General features: G+C 62.7%; 15 protein-coding genes and 2 riboswitches. Of the genes, 5 read left to right on the top strand and 10 right to left on the bottom strand.

The annotated features are described in order from the left end of the window. The first annotated feature begins 61 nt into the window (after positions 1-61). Positions 62-220, top strand: a riboswitch (FMN riboswitch). 80 nt (positions 221-300) lie between these two features. Further along, complete coding sequence (locus C1J04_RS02450) at positions 301-735, top strand: 6,7-dimethyl-8-ribityllumazine synthase (RefSeq protein ID WP_005850960.1); 435 nt, start codon at positions 301-303, stop codon at positions 733-735. Between the two features lie 27 nt (positions 736-762). Here the strand turns inward: C1J04_RS02450 and dxs are convergent, their stop codons facing one another. The 5 genes from dxs to C1J04_RS02425 all read right to left on the bottom strand — a co-directional run bounded on the left by dxs (position 763) and on the right by C1J04_RS02425 (position 5,188). Continuing rightward, positions 763-2,691, bottom strand: a complete 1,929-nt coding sequence (gene dxs / locus C1J04_RS02445; protein ID WP_009825808.1) for a 1-deoxy-D-xylulose-5-phosphate synthase — start codon at positions 2,689-2,691, stop codon at positions 763-765. 16 nt (positions 2,692-2,707) lie between these two features. Beyond that, the gene (locus C1J04_RS02440; protein ID WP_083779626.1) at positions 2,708-3,646 is read right to left on the bottom strand and encodes a polyprenyl synthetase family protein; all 939 of its coding nucleotides are present in this window, start codon (positions 3,644-3,646) and stop codon (positions 2,708-2,710) included. After that, on the bottom strand, positions 3,600-3,842 hold the full coding sequence (locus C1J04_RS02435; protein ID WP_005850957.1) for an exodeoxyribonuclease VII small subunit: 243 nt from the start codon (positions 3,840-3,842) through the stop codon (positions 3,600-3,602). The genes C1J04_RS02440 and C1J04_RS02435 overlap by 47 nt, the downstream gene beginning before the upstream one ends. A gap of 135 nt (positions 3,843-3,977) precedes the next feature. Next, a complete protein-coding gene (locus C1J04_RS02430) occupies positions 3,978-4,679 on the bottom strand; it encodes a response regulator (RefSeq protein WP_005850956.1) in 702 nt (233 codons plus the stop codon). Further along, entirely contained in the window at positions 4,676-5,188 is a 513-nt protein-coding gene (locus tag C1J04_RS02425) for a MarR family winged helix-turn-helix transcriptional regulator (RefSeq protein ID WP_005850955.1), read from the bottom strand. Before C1J04_RS02425 ends, C1J04_RS02430 begins: the two co-directional genes overlap by 4 nt. Before the next feature lie 160 nt (positions 5,189-5,348). Here C1J04_RS02425 and C1J04_RS02420 point away from each other — a divergent pair, with 160 nt between their 5' ends. Further along, positions 5,349-6,218 carry a branched-chain amino acid aminotransferase gene (locus C1J04_RS02420; RefSeq protein WP_005850954.1) on the top strand — a complete coding sequence of 290 codons (870 nt, stop codon included), beginning with the start codon at positions 5,349-5,351 and terminating at the stop codon, positions 6,216-6,218. 81 nt (positions 6,219-6,299) lie between these two features. On the opposite strand, the gene C1J04_RS02415 is transcribed toward C1J04_RS02420, so the two are convergent. The 3 genes from C1J04_RS02415 to aroC form a co-directional block, all read right to left on the bottom strand. Further along, positions 6,300-7,247 carry a cyclase family protein gene (locus C1J04_RS02415; RefSeq protein WP_005850953.1) on the bottom strand — a complete coding sequence of 316 codons (948 nt, stop codon included), beginning with the start codon at positions 7,245-7,247 and terminating at the stop codon, positions 6,300-6,302. Between the two features lie 111 nt (positions 7,248-7,358). Then, entirely contained in the window at positions 7,359-8,336 is a 978-nt protein-coding gene (locus C1J04_RS02410) for a DMT family transporter (RefSeq protein WP_009825805.1), read from the bottom strand. Between the two features lie 101 nt (positions 8,337-8,437). Further along, positions 8,438-9,538 carry a chorismate synthase gene (aroC, locus tag C1J04_RS02405; protein ID WP_009825804.1) on the bottom strand — a complete coding sequence of 367 codons (1,101 nt, stop codon included), beginning with the start codon at positions 9,536-9,538 and terminating at the stop codon, positions 8,438-8,440. A 92-nt stretch (positions 9,539-9,630) separates the two neighbouring features. Further along, positions 9,631-9,730: riboswitch (TPP riboswitch) on the top strand. Between the two features lie 34 nt (positions 9,731-9,764). On the opposite strand from aroC, the gene thiB reads away from it, so the two are divergent. The 3 genes from thiB to C1J04_RS02390 are packed head-to-tail and all read left to right on the top strand — an operon-like array spanning position 9,765 to position 12,953. Next, complete coding sequence (gene thiB / locus C1J04_RS02400) at positions 9,765-10,742, top strand: thiamine ABC transporter substrate binding subunit (RefSeq protein ID WP_009825803.1); 978 nt, start codon at positions 9,765-9,767, stop codon at positions 10,740-10,742. Further along, positions 10,718-12,274 (top strand): thiamine/thiamine pyrophosphate ABC transporter permease ThiP, encoded by a 1,557-nt coding sequence (locus C1J04_RS02395; protein ID WP_009825802.1) that lies wholly within the window; start codon positions 10,718-10,720, stop codon positions 12,272-12,274. Before thiB ends, C1J04_RS02395 begins: the two co-directional genes overlap by 25 nt. Beyond that, positions 12,261-12,953 carry a thiamine ABC transporter ATP-binding protein gene (locus tag C1J04_RS02390; protein WP_009825801.1) on the top strand — a complete coding sequence of 231 codons (693 nt, stop codon included), beginning with the start codon at positions 12,261-12,263 and terminating at the stop codon, positions 12,951-12,953. Before C1J04_RS02395 ends, C1J04_RS02390 begins: the two co-directional genes overlap by 14 nt. Here C1J04_RS02390 and C1J04_RS02385 read toward each other — a convergent pair whose 3' ends face one another. Then, positions 12,954-13,538 (bottom strand): exopolysaccharide biosynthesis protein, encoded by a 585-nt coding sequence (locus tag C1J04_RS02385; protein ID WP_009825800.1) that lies wholly within the window; start codon positions 13,536-13,538, stop codon positions 12,954-12,956. It abuts the gene before it with no gap. 14 nt (positions 13,539-13,552) lie between these two features. Continuing rightward, entirely contained in the window at positions 13,553-14,407 is an 855-nt protein-coding gene (locus tag C1J04_RS02380; protein WP_009825799.1) for an SDR family oxidoreductase, read from the bottom strand. Positions 14,408-14,410: the final 3 nt, after the last annotated feature.

The following is a 14,410-nucleotide window of genomic DNA, read 5'->3' as shown; positions in this document are numbered from 1 at the left end:
AGGGTCCAAACTGCAAACGCGCTTTTGGTATTGCAGACGCGCCCCTGCCTTGGCAACGTATCCCTATTCTCAGGGCGGGGCGCAATTCCCCACCGGCGGTATGTGGCCCCAGTGCCACGAGCCCGCGAGCGCTGGCGACATCCCTTCGGGATGCGCCGGGTCAGCAGATCTGGTGAGATGCCAGAGCCGACGGTCATAGTCCGGATGAAAGAGAATGCGTTTGTTGCGGCCCCTTTGGGCCGTCCGCAATCGTGATCGCCTTGGGTGACTTGTGTCGCTGACGTAAAAAAGGAGATCACTATGACACACACCCGCTACGCCTTTGTAAAAGCACGCTGGCACGCCGATATTGTAGATCGTGCCTATGACGGGTTTTCCGAAACCATCCCCGCAAGCCAGATCGATGTTGTCGATGTCCCCGGCGCGTTCGAAATGCCGCTGATGGCGCAGACCTTGGCCAAATCCGGCAAATACGATGCGGTGATCTGCGCGGCCTTCGTGGTCGATGGCGGCATCTATCGGCATGATTTCGTGGCGACAGCCGTGGTTGACGGGTTGATGCGCGTAGGCCTTGATACGGGCGTGCCCGTGCTATCCGTATCGCTAACGCCGCACCATTATCAGGAAACCGACCACCACAATGCGATCTACCGCGCGCATTTCGTCGAAAAAGGCCGCGAGGCCGCTTCGGCAGCGCTTGGCATCGTCGCGGCGCGTCAACTGCTTGACGCCTAAGACTGGTTTAACGCGCGGGCCTGTGCGTCAGGCCCGCTGCGCCCCGATGCTGGCGATGCCCAGCACATCCAGCACTTTTGCCTCGATATGTTCGGCGTTCATCCCCGCGACCGCATACATATCCGCAGGGCTCGCCTGATCGATAAAGATATCGGGCAGCACCATAGACCGGTATTTCAAACCAGCGTCGAACACGCCCTCGTCCGCCAAAAGCTGCGCCACATGGCTGCCGAAACCGCCGACTGCACCCTCTTCGATGGTGATCAGCGCCTCGTGATCGGCGGCCAGTGACAGGATCATCTCGCGGTCCAGTGGCTTGGCAAAGCGGGCGTCAGCAATGGTCGGTGTGATCCCCTTGGCCCGCAGCGCCTCGGCGGCTTTTTCCACCTCTGACAGTCGCGTGCCAAAGGACAGCAGCGCCACGCGCTTGCCCTCGGCGATGATGCGCCCCTTGCCGATCTCCAGCGGTTCGCCGCGTTCGGGCATGGTCACGCCCGCGCCTTCACCCCGCGGGAAGCGGAAGGCAATCGGCCCGTCGTCATAGGCCGCCGCCGTGGCCACCATATGCACCAGCTCTGCCTCATCCGCGGCAGCCATCACGACGAAATCGGGCAGGTTCGCCAAAAACGCCACGTCAAAGGCACCAGCGTGGGTGGCGCCATCCGCCCCGACCAACCCCGCGCGATCAATCGCAAAGCGCACCGGCAAGCGCTGGATCGCCACGTCATGCACCACCTGATCATAGCCGCGCTGCAGGAAGGTCGAATACATCGTGCAGAACGGCTTCATACCGCCCGCCGCCAATCCGGCAGAGAATGTCACACCGTGCTGTTCCGCGATGCCCACGTCAAAGCACCGGCTGGGGTAGCGTTCGGCGAAAAGGTTCAGCCCTGTCCCATCCGGCATCGCGGCCGTCACGGCGCAGATCTTGTCGTCTTTTGCGGCCTCGGCGATCAGGCTGTCCGCAAAGACGCGGGTATAGCTGGGCGCGTTTGACGGCGCTTTCTTCTGCTCGCCCGTCAGCACATTGAACTTGGCGGTCGCGTGGCCCTTGTCACGGGCGGCTTCGGCGGGGCCATAGCCCTTGCCCTTTTTGGTGATCACATGGATCAGCACCGGCCCCGTCGCCCGCGCCTTGACCGTGCGCAAAACCGGCAACAATTGGTTCAGGTCATGCCCGTCAATCGGCCCGAGATAGGAAAATCCAAGCTGTTCGAACAACGTACCGCCTACGGCCATGCCCTTGAGCATATCCTTGGCGCGCTTGGCCCCTTCGCGGAACGGGCCGGGCAACATGCTGACAGCGCCCTTGGCCGCGGCTTTGAAATCCTGAAACGGCTCTTCGGCATAAAGACGGCTAAGGTAGGTCGACATCGCCCCCACCGGCGGCGCGATCGACATCTCGTTGTCGTTCAGGATGACGAACATCCGTTTTTTCAGATGGCCCGCGTTGTTCATCGCCTCATAGGCCATGCCCGCCGACATCGACCCATCGCCGATCACCGCAATCGCATCGCCCAGACCTTCGGGGACATTGCCGCCCAGATCCCGTGCCACCGAAAAGCCCAAAGCCGCGCTGATAGAGGTCGACGAATGCGCCGCACCAAAGGGGTCGTAGGGGGATTCACTGCGTTTGGTAAATCCGCTCAACCCATCTTTCATACGCAGGGTGCGGATACGGTCGCGGCGTTCGGTCAGGATCTTATGCGGGTAGCACTGGTGGCTCACATCCCAGATCAGTTTGTCCTTCGGCGTATCGAACACCGAATGGATCGCGACCGTCAGTTCAACCACGCCCAGACCTGCGCCCAGATGGCCGCCCGTCTCTGATACGGCAGAAATCGTCTCTGCCCGCAGTTCATGGGAAAGTTTCACCAACTCTGCATCCGAGAAATTCTTCAGATCGGCAGGGCGGTTCACCCGGTCCAAAAGGGGCGTATCTGGTCTATCGGTCATCTGGCTCTCCACCGGATCAGCTTTTGCGGGCAATAACGAAGCGGGCCGCGTCTCGCAAGGTTTCGGCGTCACTGCCGTAGGGGGACAGGGCATCACAGGCAGCATCGACAAGATCACGGGCACGGGCGCGGGCGGGGTCCAACCCCAGCAGCGACACAAATGTCGCCTTGCCCGCATCGGCATCCTTGCCCACGGCCTTGCCCACCGTGGCGGCATCGCCTTCGACGTCAAGAATGTCATCCGCGATCTGGAACGCCAGCCCGAGGTTGCGCGCATAGCTGCGCAGCGCGGCGGCATCATCGCCCGCCATCACCGGCCCCGCCGTCGCGGCCCATTCAATCAGCGCACCGGTCTTGCCGGCCTGAAGCGTTGTGATCTGGTCAAGGGTCAGCGGTTGGCGCGCGGTTTCGGCGGCGATGTCCATCGCCTGCCCGCCCACCATGCCGCGCACTCCGGCAGCCCGCGCCAGCCCCGTGACCAGCGCAACCCGTTCAGCGTCGCCGCAGCCCGTTGCCGCGACCAGTTCAAACGCCAATGTCTGCAGCGCATCGCCCGCCAGAACCGCCGTCGCCTCGTCCCATTTCACATGTACCGTGGGTTGACCCCGACGCAGGGCGTCATCATCCATGCAAGGCATGTCATCATGCACCAGCGAATAGGCGTGCAGCGCCTCGATCGCGCCGGCGGCGGGGGCAGCTTGCGCGTCCATCACCCCGTGCAACCGCGCGCTTTCGATCACCAGAAAGGCCCGCAGGCCCTTGCCGCCTGTCACGGCATAGCGCATCGCCTCGGCCACAGTGCCGTCCAACCCGCCAAGCCCGTGCAGGATCTGGCCAATCGCCAGATCCGCAGCATGGGGCATGGCCGCATGAAACGGTTTGCGCGTCAGCTCTGTCTCAAGCGAGATGTCAAACCCCGCCAACAGGAGCCACTCCGACAGGGTTGCCGTCGCCATCCAGCGTGATCTGCGCGACTTTCTCTTCGGCTTCCTTCAACTTGGTCTCGCAGCGCTTCTTGAGCTTGGCCCCGCGTTCGTAAAGCGAAATGCTTTCATCCAGCGCCACATCGCCCCGTTCCAGCTGGCCCAGAACCTTTTCCAGTTCGGCCATCGCTGCCTCAAAGCTCATCTCTTCTACCGGAGTATCCGTCATTGCCGTGAATCCCATCAATCAAACTTGGCCTGACCATAGCCCGCCCGCGCCATGGCTTCCAGTGACCGTGCCGATTTCTTGGGCGCAAATTCTCTTACGCCACGACACCACATTTACCGCCAAGGCAGCGGGTGATCAGTCGGGGGCCAGCATATAGCCCGCGCCGCGCACGGTTTGCAGATAGCGGGGCTGTTTGGGATTGTCTTCGATCTTGCGGCGCAAACGGGTGATCTGCACATCGACAGCACGTTCCTGCGCCTGCCCGCGGTCACGGCCCAGTTCCTCCACCAGTTTTGACCGGCTCAGCGCGGCGCCCGGTTGGGCCGCGAAAATGCGCATCAGCTGGATTTCGGTGGCGGTCAGCCGCACCAGATCGTCGCCCTGCCACAGCTCTCCGCGTTCGATGTCATAGCGGATCGGCCCCATCGACAGCACCTTGGGCGCGGTATCAGCCACGCGGGTGTCGGGCATACGCCGAAGGATCGCGTTGATCCGCAACAGCAGCTCTTTGGGTTCGAACGGTTTGGCAAGGTAATCATCCGCCCCCGCTTCCAGCCCTTCGATCCGGTTGCCCGTCTCGCCCTTGGCGGTCAGCAGCAGGATCGGCGTTTGCATGTCTTCGCGCAGGCTGCGCGTCAGGCTTAGACCATCCTCGCCCGGCATCATCACATCCAGCACGATCAGGTCAAAATCCAGTCCCGCCAGAATACGCCGCGCATGGGCGGCATCGCGGGCCGAGGTCACAAGGAACCCGTGCCGCATCAGGAACTTCTGCAGCAGCGTGCGAATACGTTCGTCGTCATCGACGATCAGCAGGTGTGCGTCGGCCTCGTTCACGCGCCATTTTCCTTCAGACGGGTGTAACAATGGTGCATTTCGGGGTCCATCATCGCCTCTAGCACGGTGCGGAAACCGGCGACCGCCTCGGGGCCCGCGTCGCGGAACGCACTGCGCATCCGCATCCGTTGTGCATCAGACAATGTCTGTTCGAGCGCGCGCCCGGCGTCAGTCAGATACAAGTGCCGCTCCCGCTTGTCTGCTTTTCCCACTTGGCTTTTGACAAGACCATCGGCGATCAGCGTGCGCAATACACGATTAAGGGATTGTTTTGTAACACCCAAAATCCCCAGAAGGTTGTTTACCGTCGTGCCCGGTGCCCGGTTTATAAAGTGGATCGCACGGTGGTGCGCACGGCCATAGGCCATATCCACAAGGATCTTGTCAGGGTCGGCTGTAAAACCGCGGTAGGCAAAGAACATCGCCTCGATCCCCTGCCGCAGCTGTTCATCCGTCAGGAACAGCAGGTTCTCGCCCGTGTGTGATGATGGGCCGCGTCCGTCTGCCATTATACTCTCCCCTTGCTGCGCCAAGAGCTTACGTCAGCGTTATTGACTTTCCAAGAGTCAAAGGCTATCGAATCCCATGTTTTGCGTAATTATATGTCTGCACGCAGCGGGTTTCACGCAATTTTCATAAATCCCGAGGTGCTTTGAGGAAGGATACATCATGGACGGCGCATACGACGATCGCGACGGCAAAATCTGGTTGGACGGTAAAATGGTCGATTGGCGCGACGCCAATGTCCACATCCTGACCCACGCCATGCACTATGCGTCATCGGTGTTCGAGGGCGAACGCTGCTACAATGGCAAGATTTTCAAAGGCCGCGAGCATTCGGAACGGCTGCGCAAATCGGCGCAATACCTCGATTTCGAAATCCCGTATTCCGTGGACGAGATCGAAGCCGCGAAATACGAAATGCTCAAGGCGAACGGCTGGACCGATGCCTATGTCCGTGCGGTCGCGTGGCGTGGTGCCGGCCCCGACATGGGTGTCTCGGCGGCGCGCAACCCTGTGCGTCTGGCCATCGCGGGCTGGGAATGGGGCAACTATTACGGCGACGCCAAGATGAAGGGCGCCAAGCTCGACATCTCGAAGTGGAAGCGCCCGTCGCCCGAAACGATCCCCGTGCACGCCAAAGCGGCGGGCCTGTATATGATCTGCACCACCTCCAAACACGCGGCTGAGGCCAAAGGCTGTTCCGACGCGCTGTTCATGGACTACCGTGGCTATGTGGCCGAAGCGACCGGCGCGAACATCTTTTTCGTCAAGGACGGCGAAGTGCATACGCCACTGGCCGATTGCTTCCTGAACGGGCTGACCCGTCAGACCGTTATCGGGATGCTCAAGGAAAAGGGCCTGACCGTGCACGAACGCCACATCATGCCGGAAGAGCTGGAAGGCTTCGAGCAATGCTGGCTGACCGGCACCGCGGCCGAGGTCACACCCGTCGGACAGATCGGCGACTACACCTTCGAGGTCGGCGCGCTCACCCGCGAGATTTCGGAAGACTACGAAAAGCTCGTCCGGTCCTGAACTGCCCAATCAAAACAAACGGCGCGAGGGGTTCCCCCCCGCGCCGTTTTCGTGCCCGCGCCTGCGGTGCAGCACGTCGTGTTAGTAAAGCGCGACCGGATTGATCATCGCCTGTACCGTGCCTTTGATCAGCGGCTGCCCGAGCACAAACATGAACTCTTGCACGCCTTCAGCGACCAGCGGTCCTGTGTTCATCGTCTCCAGAATATAGATGCCGTTGTCCTTGAGCAGCGTGACGTGGCCATAGAACACCTTGTCCCCCTCTTTCGGTGGAATGGCTTCTAGGCCCCATGTGTCTGCACCCACGGCCATCGGGTTCATCGACGCCATAAACACCGCGCCTTCGTTGTTCAGCCCCGGTTCGGTGGACCCCCAGGCCGTCGGGTCGCTTTCCATCATGCCGTCGGTCCAGCCCGTGTGAAACAGCACGATATCCCCTTCGTTTACCGTGATCTGCTGCGCCTCCATCGCGGCGGTAATCTCTGCCTCGCCAAAATGCTCTCCGGCGGCCAACACATCTTTGCCCATGTGCTTGGCCATATCGATGATCACGGCACGCCCGACCAAGGGCGGCACGGCATGCGTCCCCAATTTGGTCAGGCCGCTGATCGCCGAGATTTCCTTTTCGTCCAGGCAGTTATAATACATCCCGTCTTCGCCCAGATGCCCAAGCCCGTCCAACTGCGACCCGATACCGATCCAGGTTTGCAGCAGATCGTCGTTATAATTGCCTTCATAGCCAAAGGACGACAGCTTTTGGCCGCCGTGCTGGTTCGGCTGGACCACCTGAAGGCTCAGCGAACGGGGCGGGAAGGCAGGTGTATCCGGCCCGATCACGATCCCAAGCGGCATCGATTTCCCCTGCTTGATCAGCTTGGCGGCCTCCAACGTGCGCTCGGTCGAGATCAGGTTCGCCGATCCCAGCTGGTCGTCAGGGCCCCAATGCGAATGGTCACAGTCTTGCGCCCATGCGGCAGATGCCCCGACACCGATGGACAAGGCAGTTGCGATAATCTTGGTAAATTTCATCTTTCTTCCCTCCCAGAAAACAGGGTGCAGCACCGACGGGATATCCGCTGCTCCACACCCTAGAGGGTTAGGCTAACATGAAATTCAATCAGGGCACGTAATTTCAACCGGTCAGCTGGGCGTCCCCTGTGGCGTGCTGCTGGCCTTGGATTTGGATCGATCCAGTCCCAACTGCCGTTCCCGCCAGATGATCGCGGCACCGCCGGCGATGACCAGACCGGCACCGATCAGGATTGCAGGCGTCGGGATTTCGCTGAAAAGCACCCAGCCGATCAACACCGCGAACAGCATAGAGGCATAGTCGAACGGGGCGAGCATCGACACCGGGCCAAAGCGGTAAGAAGCCGTGATCATGATCTGTGATACCCCGCCGATCATACCCGACAGGATCAATAGTGCCGAGACTTGCCAACCGGGGTTCACCCACCATAGCGGTTCCCAGTTGATCACCATGCCTGCGGGCAGCGTGAGGAACGACAGGCAGGTCGCGGTGAGCGAGAAATAGAACACGATGGCCGCCGTGCTGTCGGTTTGCACCAATCGGCGCACGTGGATCTGGACAAGCGCGCGCATGATAGACGCGGCAACGACCATCATCGCCCCCAGCATGGCAAGCTGCGACACGCTATCCCCGCCTACGGTAAAGCGGGGATACAGAACGATCAGCACGCCGATCAGCCCCACGGCCACCGCAGACAGTCGGAACACACGCACCTGTTCGCCCAGAAATATCGCGGCGAAGATTACCGTGAAAAGCGGCGTGGCATAGCCGATCGCGGTGACCTCTGGCAGGGGCAGCAGGCCAAGCCCGGCAAAGGTCAGCGCCATCGCCGTGGTCCCGAAAACGCCGCGCCAGACGTGGCCCATCAGATTGCTGGGCTTCAGCCCGTCGCGCAGGTCGCCGCTTTGCCATAGCCACAGGATGATCATCGGGAAGGCAAAGAACGAACGGTAAAACACGGCTTGGGCGGCGGGCACGGTGGCCGTCGCGATCTTGATGAGGGCCGCCATGACCGAGAACAGAAAGACCGCCCCCAGTTTAAGGGCGATGGCCCGGCCGGGGCGGTGCTCTGTCGTGGTGCTTTGCATGGCGCATGCTTGCGCCCGCAGGTTTCAAGTTGCAAGACCCCGCGTCAACTTGCACGTCGTATTCCCGCCAACACGCGGAAAATCCAAGCGTTCCGCGTGACTTAGCCGATGATGCCGCGGTTTTCGCCGACCTGACCGCGGTGCAGCAGCATATGGTCAAGCAGGACGCAGGCCATCATCGCTTCGCCCACCGGCACGGCGCGGATGCCGACGCAGGGGTCATGGCGGCCTTTGGTGATGATCTGCGTATCTTCGCCGGTCTTGGTGATTGTCTTGCGCGTGGTCAGGATGCTTGACGTTGGCTTGACCGCAAAACGCAGCACGATGTCCTGACCGGTGCTGATGCCACCCAGAATACCGCCCGCGTGGTTCGACGAATAGACAGGGCCGTCGGGGCCCATGCTGATCTCGTCCGCGTTCAGCTCTCCGGTCAGCATGGCAGCGGACATGCCTTCGCCGATCTCCACGCCTTTGACGGCGTTGATGCTCATCATCGCGGCGGCCAGATCGGTGTCGAGCTTGCCATAGACCGGCGCGCCAAGGCCGGCGGGCACGCCGCGCGCTGTCACCTCGATGATCGCACCGACGGAGGATCCGGATTTGCGCAGACCGTCCAGATACGCCGCCCATTCTTCTGCCGCTTTGGCGTCGGGCACCCAGAACGGGTTCTGTTCGATCTGGTCCCAATCGAACGCATCGCGGTCGATCTTGTGCGGGCCCATCTGCACCATGTAGCCGGTGATCTGCACATTCGGTGCAATCGCCTTGATCGCTTCGCGCGCAAGGCCACCCGCCGCCACACGCGACGCGGTTTCACGTGCCGAGGACCGCCCGCCCCCGCGATAATCGCGGATGCCGTATTTCTGGAAATAGGTGATGTCGGCGTGACCGGGGCGGAACTTGTCCTTGATGTCGCCGTAGTCCTTCGACCGCTGGTCGGTGTTCTCGATCATCAGCTGGATCGGCGTGCCGGTGGTGACACCTTCGAACACGCCCGACAGGATCCGCACCTCATCCGCCTCGCGGCGCTGCGTGGTGTATTTGTTCTGGCCGGGTTTGCGTTTGTCCATCCAGTGCTGGATCATCTCTTCGGTGATCGTCACACCGGGAGGGCAGCCGTCCACCGTGGCCCCCAAAGCAGGCCCGTGGCTTTCGCCCCAGGTGGTCACGCGGAAAAGATGGCCAAAGCTGTTGATCGACATGGGCGGTGCTCCTTTGGCGGTGATCCTTAACGGGGGCTGCACCATGCCTCAAGGGGTTTCACCTTGCGCGCGGACGACAGGCGTTCTACCGACAAGATACCTCGGGGGGCCTGACAGGCTGAGATGTGCGCGCACGGACCCGTTGAACCTGAACCGGTTAACACCGGCGGAGGGAAGGTCTGGATACACCTCCAACGCTTTCTGACGCCGCATTTTGGAGGATGCCATGAAGTATCTTACACTTGCTGCCACCACGCTTTTCGCCACGCAGGCATGGGCCGAGACGCCCGAACTGGTGGTCTATACCTACGACAGCTTTGTCGCCGAATGGGGCCCCGGCCCGGTGATCGAAGCGGCCTTCGAGGCCGAATGCGCCTGCGATCTGAAATTCGTCGGTATGGGCGATGGCGCGGCGCTGCTGGCGCGGCTCAAGCTCGAAGGCGCGCGGTCTGACGCCGATCTGGTGCTGGGGCTTGATACCAGCCTGATCGCGGCGGCCAAGGAGACAGGGCTGTTCGCGCCCGCCACAGTGAACGCGGATTATGACCTGCCGGTCACATGGGAAGACGACAGCTTTGCCCCCTATGACTGGGGCTATTTCGCCTTTGTCCATAACGTCGATCTGACCCCGCCCGCGAATTTTCGCGCTCTGGCCGACAGTGACCTCAAGATCGTGATTCAGGACCCGCGGTCCTCTACCCCCGGTCTGGGCCTGCTGATGTGGGTCAAGGACGCTTATGGCGACGAGGCCCCTGCGATCTGGGAAGGTCTGGCGGATAACGTCGTGACCGTGACCAAGGGCTGGTCCGAAGCCTACGGCCTGTTTCTTGAGGGCGAGGCCGACATGGTGCTGAGCTATACCACATCCCCCGCTTACCACCTGATCGCCGAAGAGGACGCGACCAAAGCCGCCGCCGCCTTTGACGAAGGCCATTACATGCAGATCGAAGTGGTCGGCAAACTGGCGGGCAGCGACCAGCCCGAGCTGGCCGATCAGTTCATGCAGTTCATGGTATCGGACGCGGCGCAATCGGTGCTGCCCACGACCAACTGGATGTACCCTGCCGTCACGCCCCAAGGCGGGCTGCCCGAAGGCTTTGAACAATTGATCGAACCGGGCAAGGCGTTGCTGATCCCGAACGATGACGTGCCCGCCCTGCGCGAGGAAGCATTGGCCGAATGGCTCTCCGCGCTGTCGCAATAAGCACGAAATCCGGCATCAGCGCCGCCATTCTGGTTGCGGCGCTGATCCTTGCTGCGGTGGGGGCGGTGCTGTGGCGGGCCGAGTTCGGCAGCGGGCTTGGCCCGGCCGATTGGTCCGCGATCCGGTTTACCGTGCTACAGGCCGCGCTTTCCGCCCTGCTGTCTACCGTGCTGGCAATCCCTGTCGCCCGCGCCTTGGCGCGACGGCGCTTTGTCGGGCGCGGGCTGCTGGTCACGCTGCTGGGGGCACCGTTCATCCTGCCGGTGATTGTCGCCGTGCTGGGGGTGCTTGCGGTCTTTGGCCGCGCGGGCTGGCTCAATGCGGCGCTGGCGGCGGTCGGGTTGCCCGGCATCACGATCTACGGGCTGCACGGTGTGGTGCTGGCACATGTCTTCTTTAACCTCCCGCTGGCCACGCGGCTTTTGTTGCAGGCGTGGCAGACCGTGCCCGCGGAACGGTTCCGGCTGGCCGCACAGCTTGGCCTGACCCCGCGCGCGGTATTTCGCAGCATCGAGCTTCCCCTCCTGCGGCAAATCCTGCCCGGCACCGCGGCGTTGATCTTTGTGATCTGCCTGACCAGCTTTGCCGTGGCGCTGACCCTCGGCGGCGGTCCCCGCGCCACGACGATCGAGCTTGCGATCTATCAGGCGTTCCGTTTCGACTTTGACCTGAACCGTGCAGCGCTGCTGTCGCTGGTGCAGCTTGGCCTTGCCGGCAGCACCGCCGCGCTGGCGCTGTGGATCATCCCCGCGATCAGTCTGGGCGGCGGGCAGGACCGCCCCCTGCACCGCTGGGACGCACGTGGTGGGCTGCAACGGTGGCTCGACGCGCTGTTCATCACATTGGCAGCGGGGTTTCTGCTGCTGCCCCTGACCTCGGTCGTGCTGCGCGGGGTGATCGGCCTGCCGCAAATGCCCGCCAGCGTGTGGCAGGCGGCGGGCACCTCACTCATCGTGGCGCTGATCAGCGTGGTGGTATTGCTGGCCTTGGCCCTGCCCCTTGCCGGATGGATCGCGACCCGCGCCCGCGGCGGGGTAGAGGCCGTGGGCCTCTTGGGGCTTGCGGCCTCTCCGCTGATGATCGGCACCGGCTGGTTCATTCTGATCAACCCTGTCGCCAGCCCCTTTGCGCTGGCCCTGCCCGTCACGGCGCTGGTCAATGCGCTGATGGCCCTGCCCTTTGCCCTGCGTATTCTGGTGCCGCGGTTGCGCGACACGGTGCAGATCTATGGCCGGCAGGCGCAGATGCTGGGGCTGACCGGATGGCCGCTTTGGCGCTGGCTGATCCTGCCACGCTTGCGCCCGCAGATCGGCTTTGCCGCGGGGCTGACCGGTGCCCTGTCGATGGGGGATCTGGGGGTCATCGCCTTGTTCGCCGACCCCGACAGTGCCACCCTGCCGCTGCAGATGTACCGGTTGATGGGGGCCTACCGGATGGAGGCCGCGGCCGGTGCGGCCCTGATCCTGCTGGCGCTGTCGCTTGGGATTTTCTGGATATTCGACAAGGGAGGGCGCTGGCATGCTGACGCTTGAGACCGCGCAGATCACCCAAGGCAGCTTTACCCTGCACGCCGACCTGAGCCTTGCGCCCGCGCAGACCTATGCGGTGATCGGCCCTTCGGGTGCGGGGAAGTCCACCCTGCTGGGGGCGCTTTGCGGGTTCATTCCGCTCAGGTCCGGCAGGCTGCTGTGGCAGGGCAAAGACATCACCCAAGCCGCCCCCGGTGCGCGGCCGATGACGATGCTTTTTCAGGATAACAACCTCTTTCCCCATCTCAGCGTGATGCAGAATGTAGGGCTGGGGCTGCGCCCCGACCTGCGGCTCGGCACCGCGGACCAAACCCGTGTACACGAGGCGCTTGATCGTGTCGGGCTGCAGGGGATGGCCGGGCGCAAACCCTCCGAGCTTTCCGGCGGGCAGCAAAGCCGTGTGGCCCTCGCACGGGTGCTGGTGCAAGCCCGCCCGCTTGTGCTGCTCGACGAACCCTTTGCCGCACTTGGCCCCGCCCTGCGCAACGACATGCTGGATCTGGTGGCCGCCCTCGCCGCAGAGACCAAAGCCGCGTTGATCATGGTCACCCATGCCCCCGAGGACGTGCGCCGCATCGCGGATCAGGTGATCTTTGTCGAAGGTGGCACCGCGCATCCGCCGCAGCCTGCCGCAGCGCTGATGGACAACCCGCCTGACGCGCTGCGCGCCTATCTGGGGTAATCAGAAAATGACGGCGTAAAAGGTCAGCGATGTCAGCAGGATCGTCAGATACCCCAGCAGCACATAAAGCCCGTCGCGGGTGAACAGGCCAAAGGCGAACAGCGCCACCGTTCCGCCCCCGAAGGACGATGCGAAGGGCACGAATTCAAGCAATGGCCAGCCCACAGGCAGAATCACGCAGGTCACCAACGTCAGCAGACGCATCGGCCCTGTCGTCAGAAACTGGAGCCTTTTGCCCGAGTGGCGATCAAAAAACGCCGCGGGCTTGCGCAGCCACCGCACGCAGAACAGCAACCGCGATGACTTGACCTCGCGGCGCAGCAGGAACTGCGGCAACCACAGACGTTTGCGCCCATAGACCGCCTGCGCCGACAGCACGATGATCACCATCGCCATGAAACTGGACACACCAAAGACACCGGACAGCGGCGACACCAACAGCAGCGCGGCCAGCAGAATGAACGGGAGCAGGGACCGCTCTCCGAATTCGTTCAGCACATCGTTGATCGTGACCATCTCGCGGCTGGCCGCTTGCTCCATCCCGTCCAGCAGATGGGTGAGGCTACGCTCCTCGATATTGTGCATATACCCCCCAAAGGTCAGCTGTCTTGTGCAAGCAATGCCGCCAGCCCGGCCCGATAGGTGGGGAACTGCGGTGCCCAGCCTAACGCCTGCTTGATACGGTCGTTCCGAACCTTCTTGCTTTCCGCGTAAAAGCTGCGGGCCATGGGGGTCATATCGGCCTGATCAAAGGGGATCGCGGGGGGCACGGGAAGGCCAAGCAGCTCTGCCGCGTGGGCGATCACGTCTTGCGGCGGCGCGGGGTCATCGTCGCATAGATTATAAACCGCGCCCGGGTCGGGCCGCTGCAAGGACAGCTCAAGCGCTTGGGCAATATCCTCGACATGGATACGAGAGAAGACCTGCCCCGGCTTGATGATCCGCCGCGCCGTTCCGGCCCGCACCTTGGCAAAGGGGCCGCGTCCGGGGCCATAGATCCCTGCGAGGCGAAAGATATGCAGCGGCAGATCGGGGATCGCCTGCCACCGTGCCTCTGCCGTGACACGGGCGCGTCCGCGTTTGGTCGATGGCGTCAGCGGCGTGTCCTCGTCCACCCAATCGCCGTCGTGGTCGCCGTAAACCCCTGTTGTCGACAGGTAGCCGACCCACCGCAGATCGGGCGCGGCGCGGGTGACTGCATCCTCGACCGCATTCAAGACCGGATCGCCTGCGCTGTCCGGTCCGGCCGAGACGAGCACATTGGGAAACTGCGCGATCAACGCCCCCAGATCGGCCCCCGGCCAGACGACGGGTTCAACGCCTGTGTCCGCGATGGCATCTGCCTTGTCGGGACTGCGCGTGGTGCCGACGATGCGCCAGCCCTGCGGCACCAGCCGTGCGGCAAGGGCGCGCGCGCTAAAGCCATGCCCGATCGACAGCAGCGTTTTCTCCATGAG

Source organism: Sulfitobacter sp. SK025 (assembly GCF_003352105.1).
Taxonomy (GTDB): Bacteria; Pseudomonadota; Alphaproteobacteria; order Rhodobacterales; family Rhodobacteraceae; genus Sulfitobacter; species Sulfitobacter pontiacus.
The sequence above is the reverse complement of the archived record's forward strand: the minus strand, read 5'-3'. Positions and strand labels throughout refer to the sequence as shown.

Excerpts from the sequence above, each read along its gene's own strand:
- C1J04_RS02395 (WP_009825802.1), top strand. The coding sequence starts at position 10,718 with ATGGCTCTCCGCGCTGTCGCAATAAGCACGAAATCCGGCATCAGCGCC.
- C1J04_RS02415 (WP_005850953.1), bottom strand. The coding sequence starts at position 7,247 with ATGAAATTTACCAAGATTATCGCAACTGCCTTGTCCATCGGTGTCGGG.
- C1J04_RS02450 (WP_005850960.1), top strand. The coding sequence starts at position 301 with ATGACACACACCCGCTACGCCTTTGTAAAAGCACGCTGGCACGCCGAT.
- C1J04_RS02440 (WP_083779626.1), bottom strand. The coding sequence starts at position 3,646 with ATGGCGACGGCAACCCTGTCGGAGTGGCTCCTGTTGGCGGGGTTTGAC.
- C1J04_RS02390 (WP_009825801.1), top strand. The coding sequence starts at position 12,261 with ATGCTGACGCTTGAGACCGCGCAGATCACCCAAGGCAGCTTTACCCTG.
- thiB (WP_009825803.1), top strand. The coding sequence starts at position 9,765 with ATGAAGTATCTTACACTTGCTGCCACCACGCTTTTCGCCACGCAGGCA.
- C1J04_RS02420 (WP_005850954.1), top strand. The coding sequence starts at position 5,349 with ATGGACGGCGCATACGACGATCGCGACGGCAAAATCTGGTTGGACGGT.
- C1J04_RS02380 (WP_009825799.1), bottom strand. The coding sequence starts at position 14,407 with ATGGAGAAAACGCTGCTGTCGATCGGGCATGGCTTTAGCGCGCGCGCC.
- aroC (WP_009825804.1), bottom strand. The coding sequence starts at position 9,538 with ATGTCGATCAACAGCTTTGGCCATCTTTTCCGCGTGACCACCTGGGGC.
- C1J04_RS02410 (WP_009825805.1), bottom strand. The coding sequence starts at position 8,336 with ATGCAAAGCACCACGACAGAGCACCGCCCCGGCCGGGCCATCGCCCTT.
- C1J04_RS02385 (WP_009825800.1), bottom strand. The coding sequence starts at position 13,538 with ATGCACAATATCGAGGAGCGTAGCCTCACCCATCTGCTGGACGGGATG.
- C1J04_RS02425 (WP_005850955.1), bottom strand. The coding sequence starts at position 5,188 with ATGGCAGACGGACGCGGCCCATCATCACACACGGGCGAGAACCTGCTG.
- C1J04_RS02435 (WP_005850957.1), bottom strand. The coding sequence starts at position 3,842 with ATGACGGATACTCCGGTAGAAGAGATGAGCTTTGAGGCAGCGATGGCC.
- dxs (WP_009825808.1), bottom strand. The coding sequence starts at position 2,691 with ATGACCGATAGACCAGATACGCCCCTTTTGGACCGGGTGAACCGCCCT.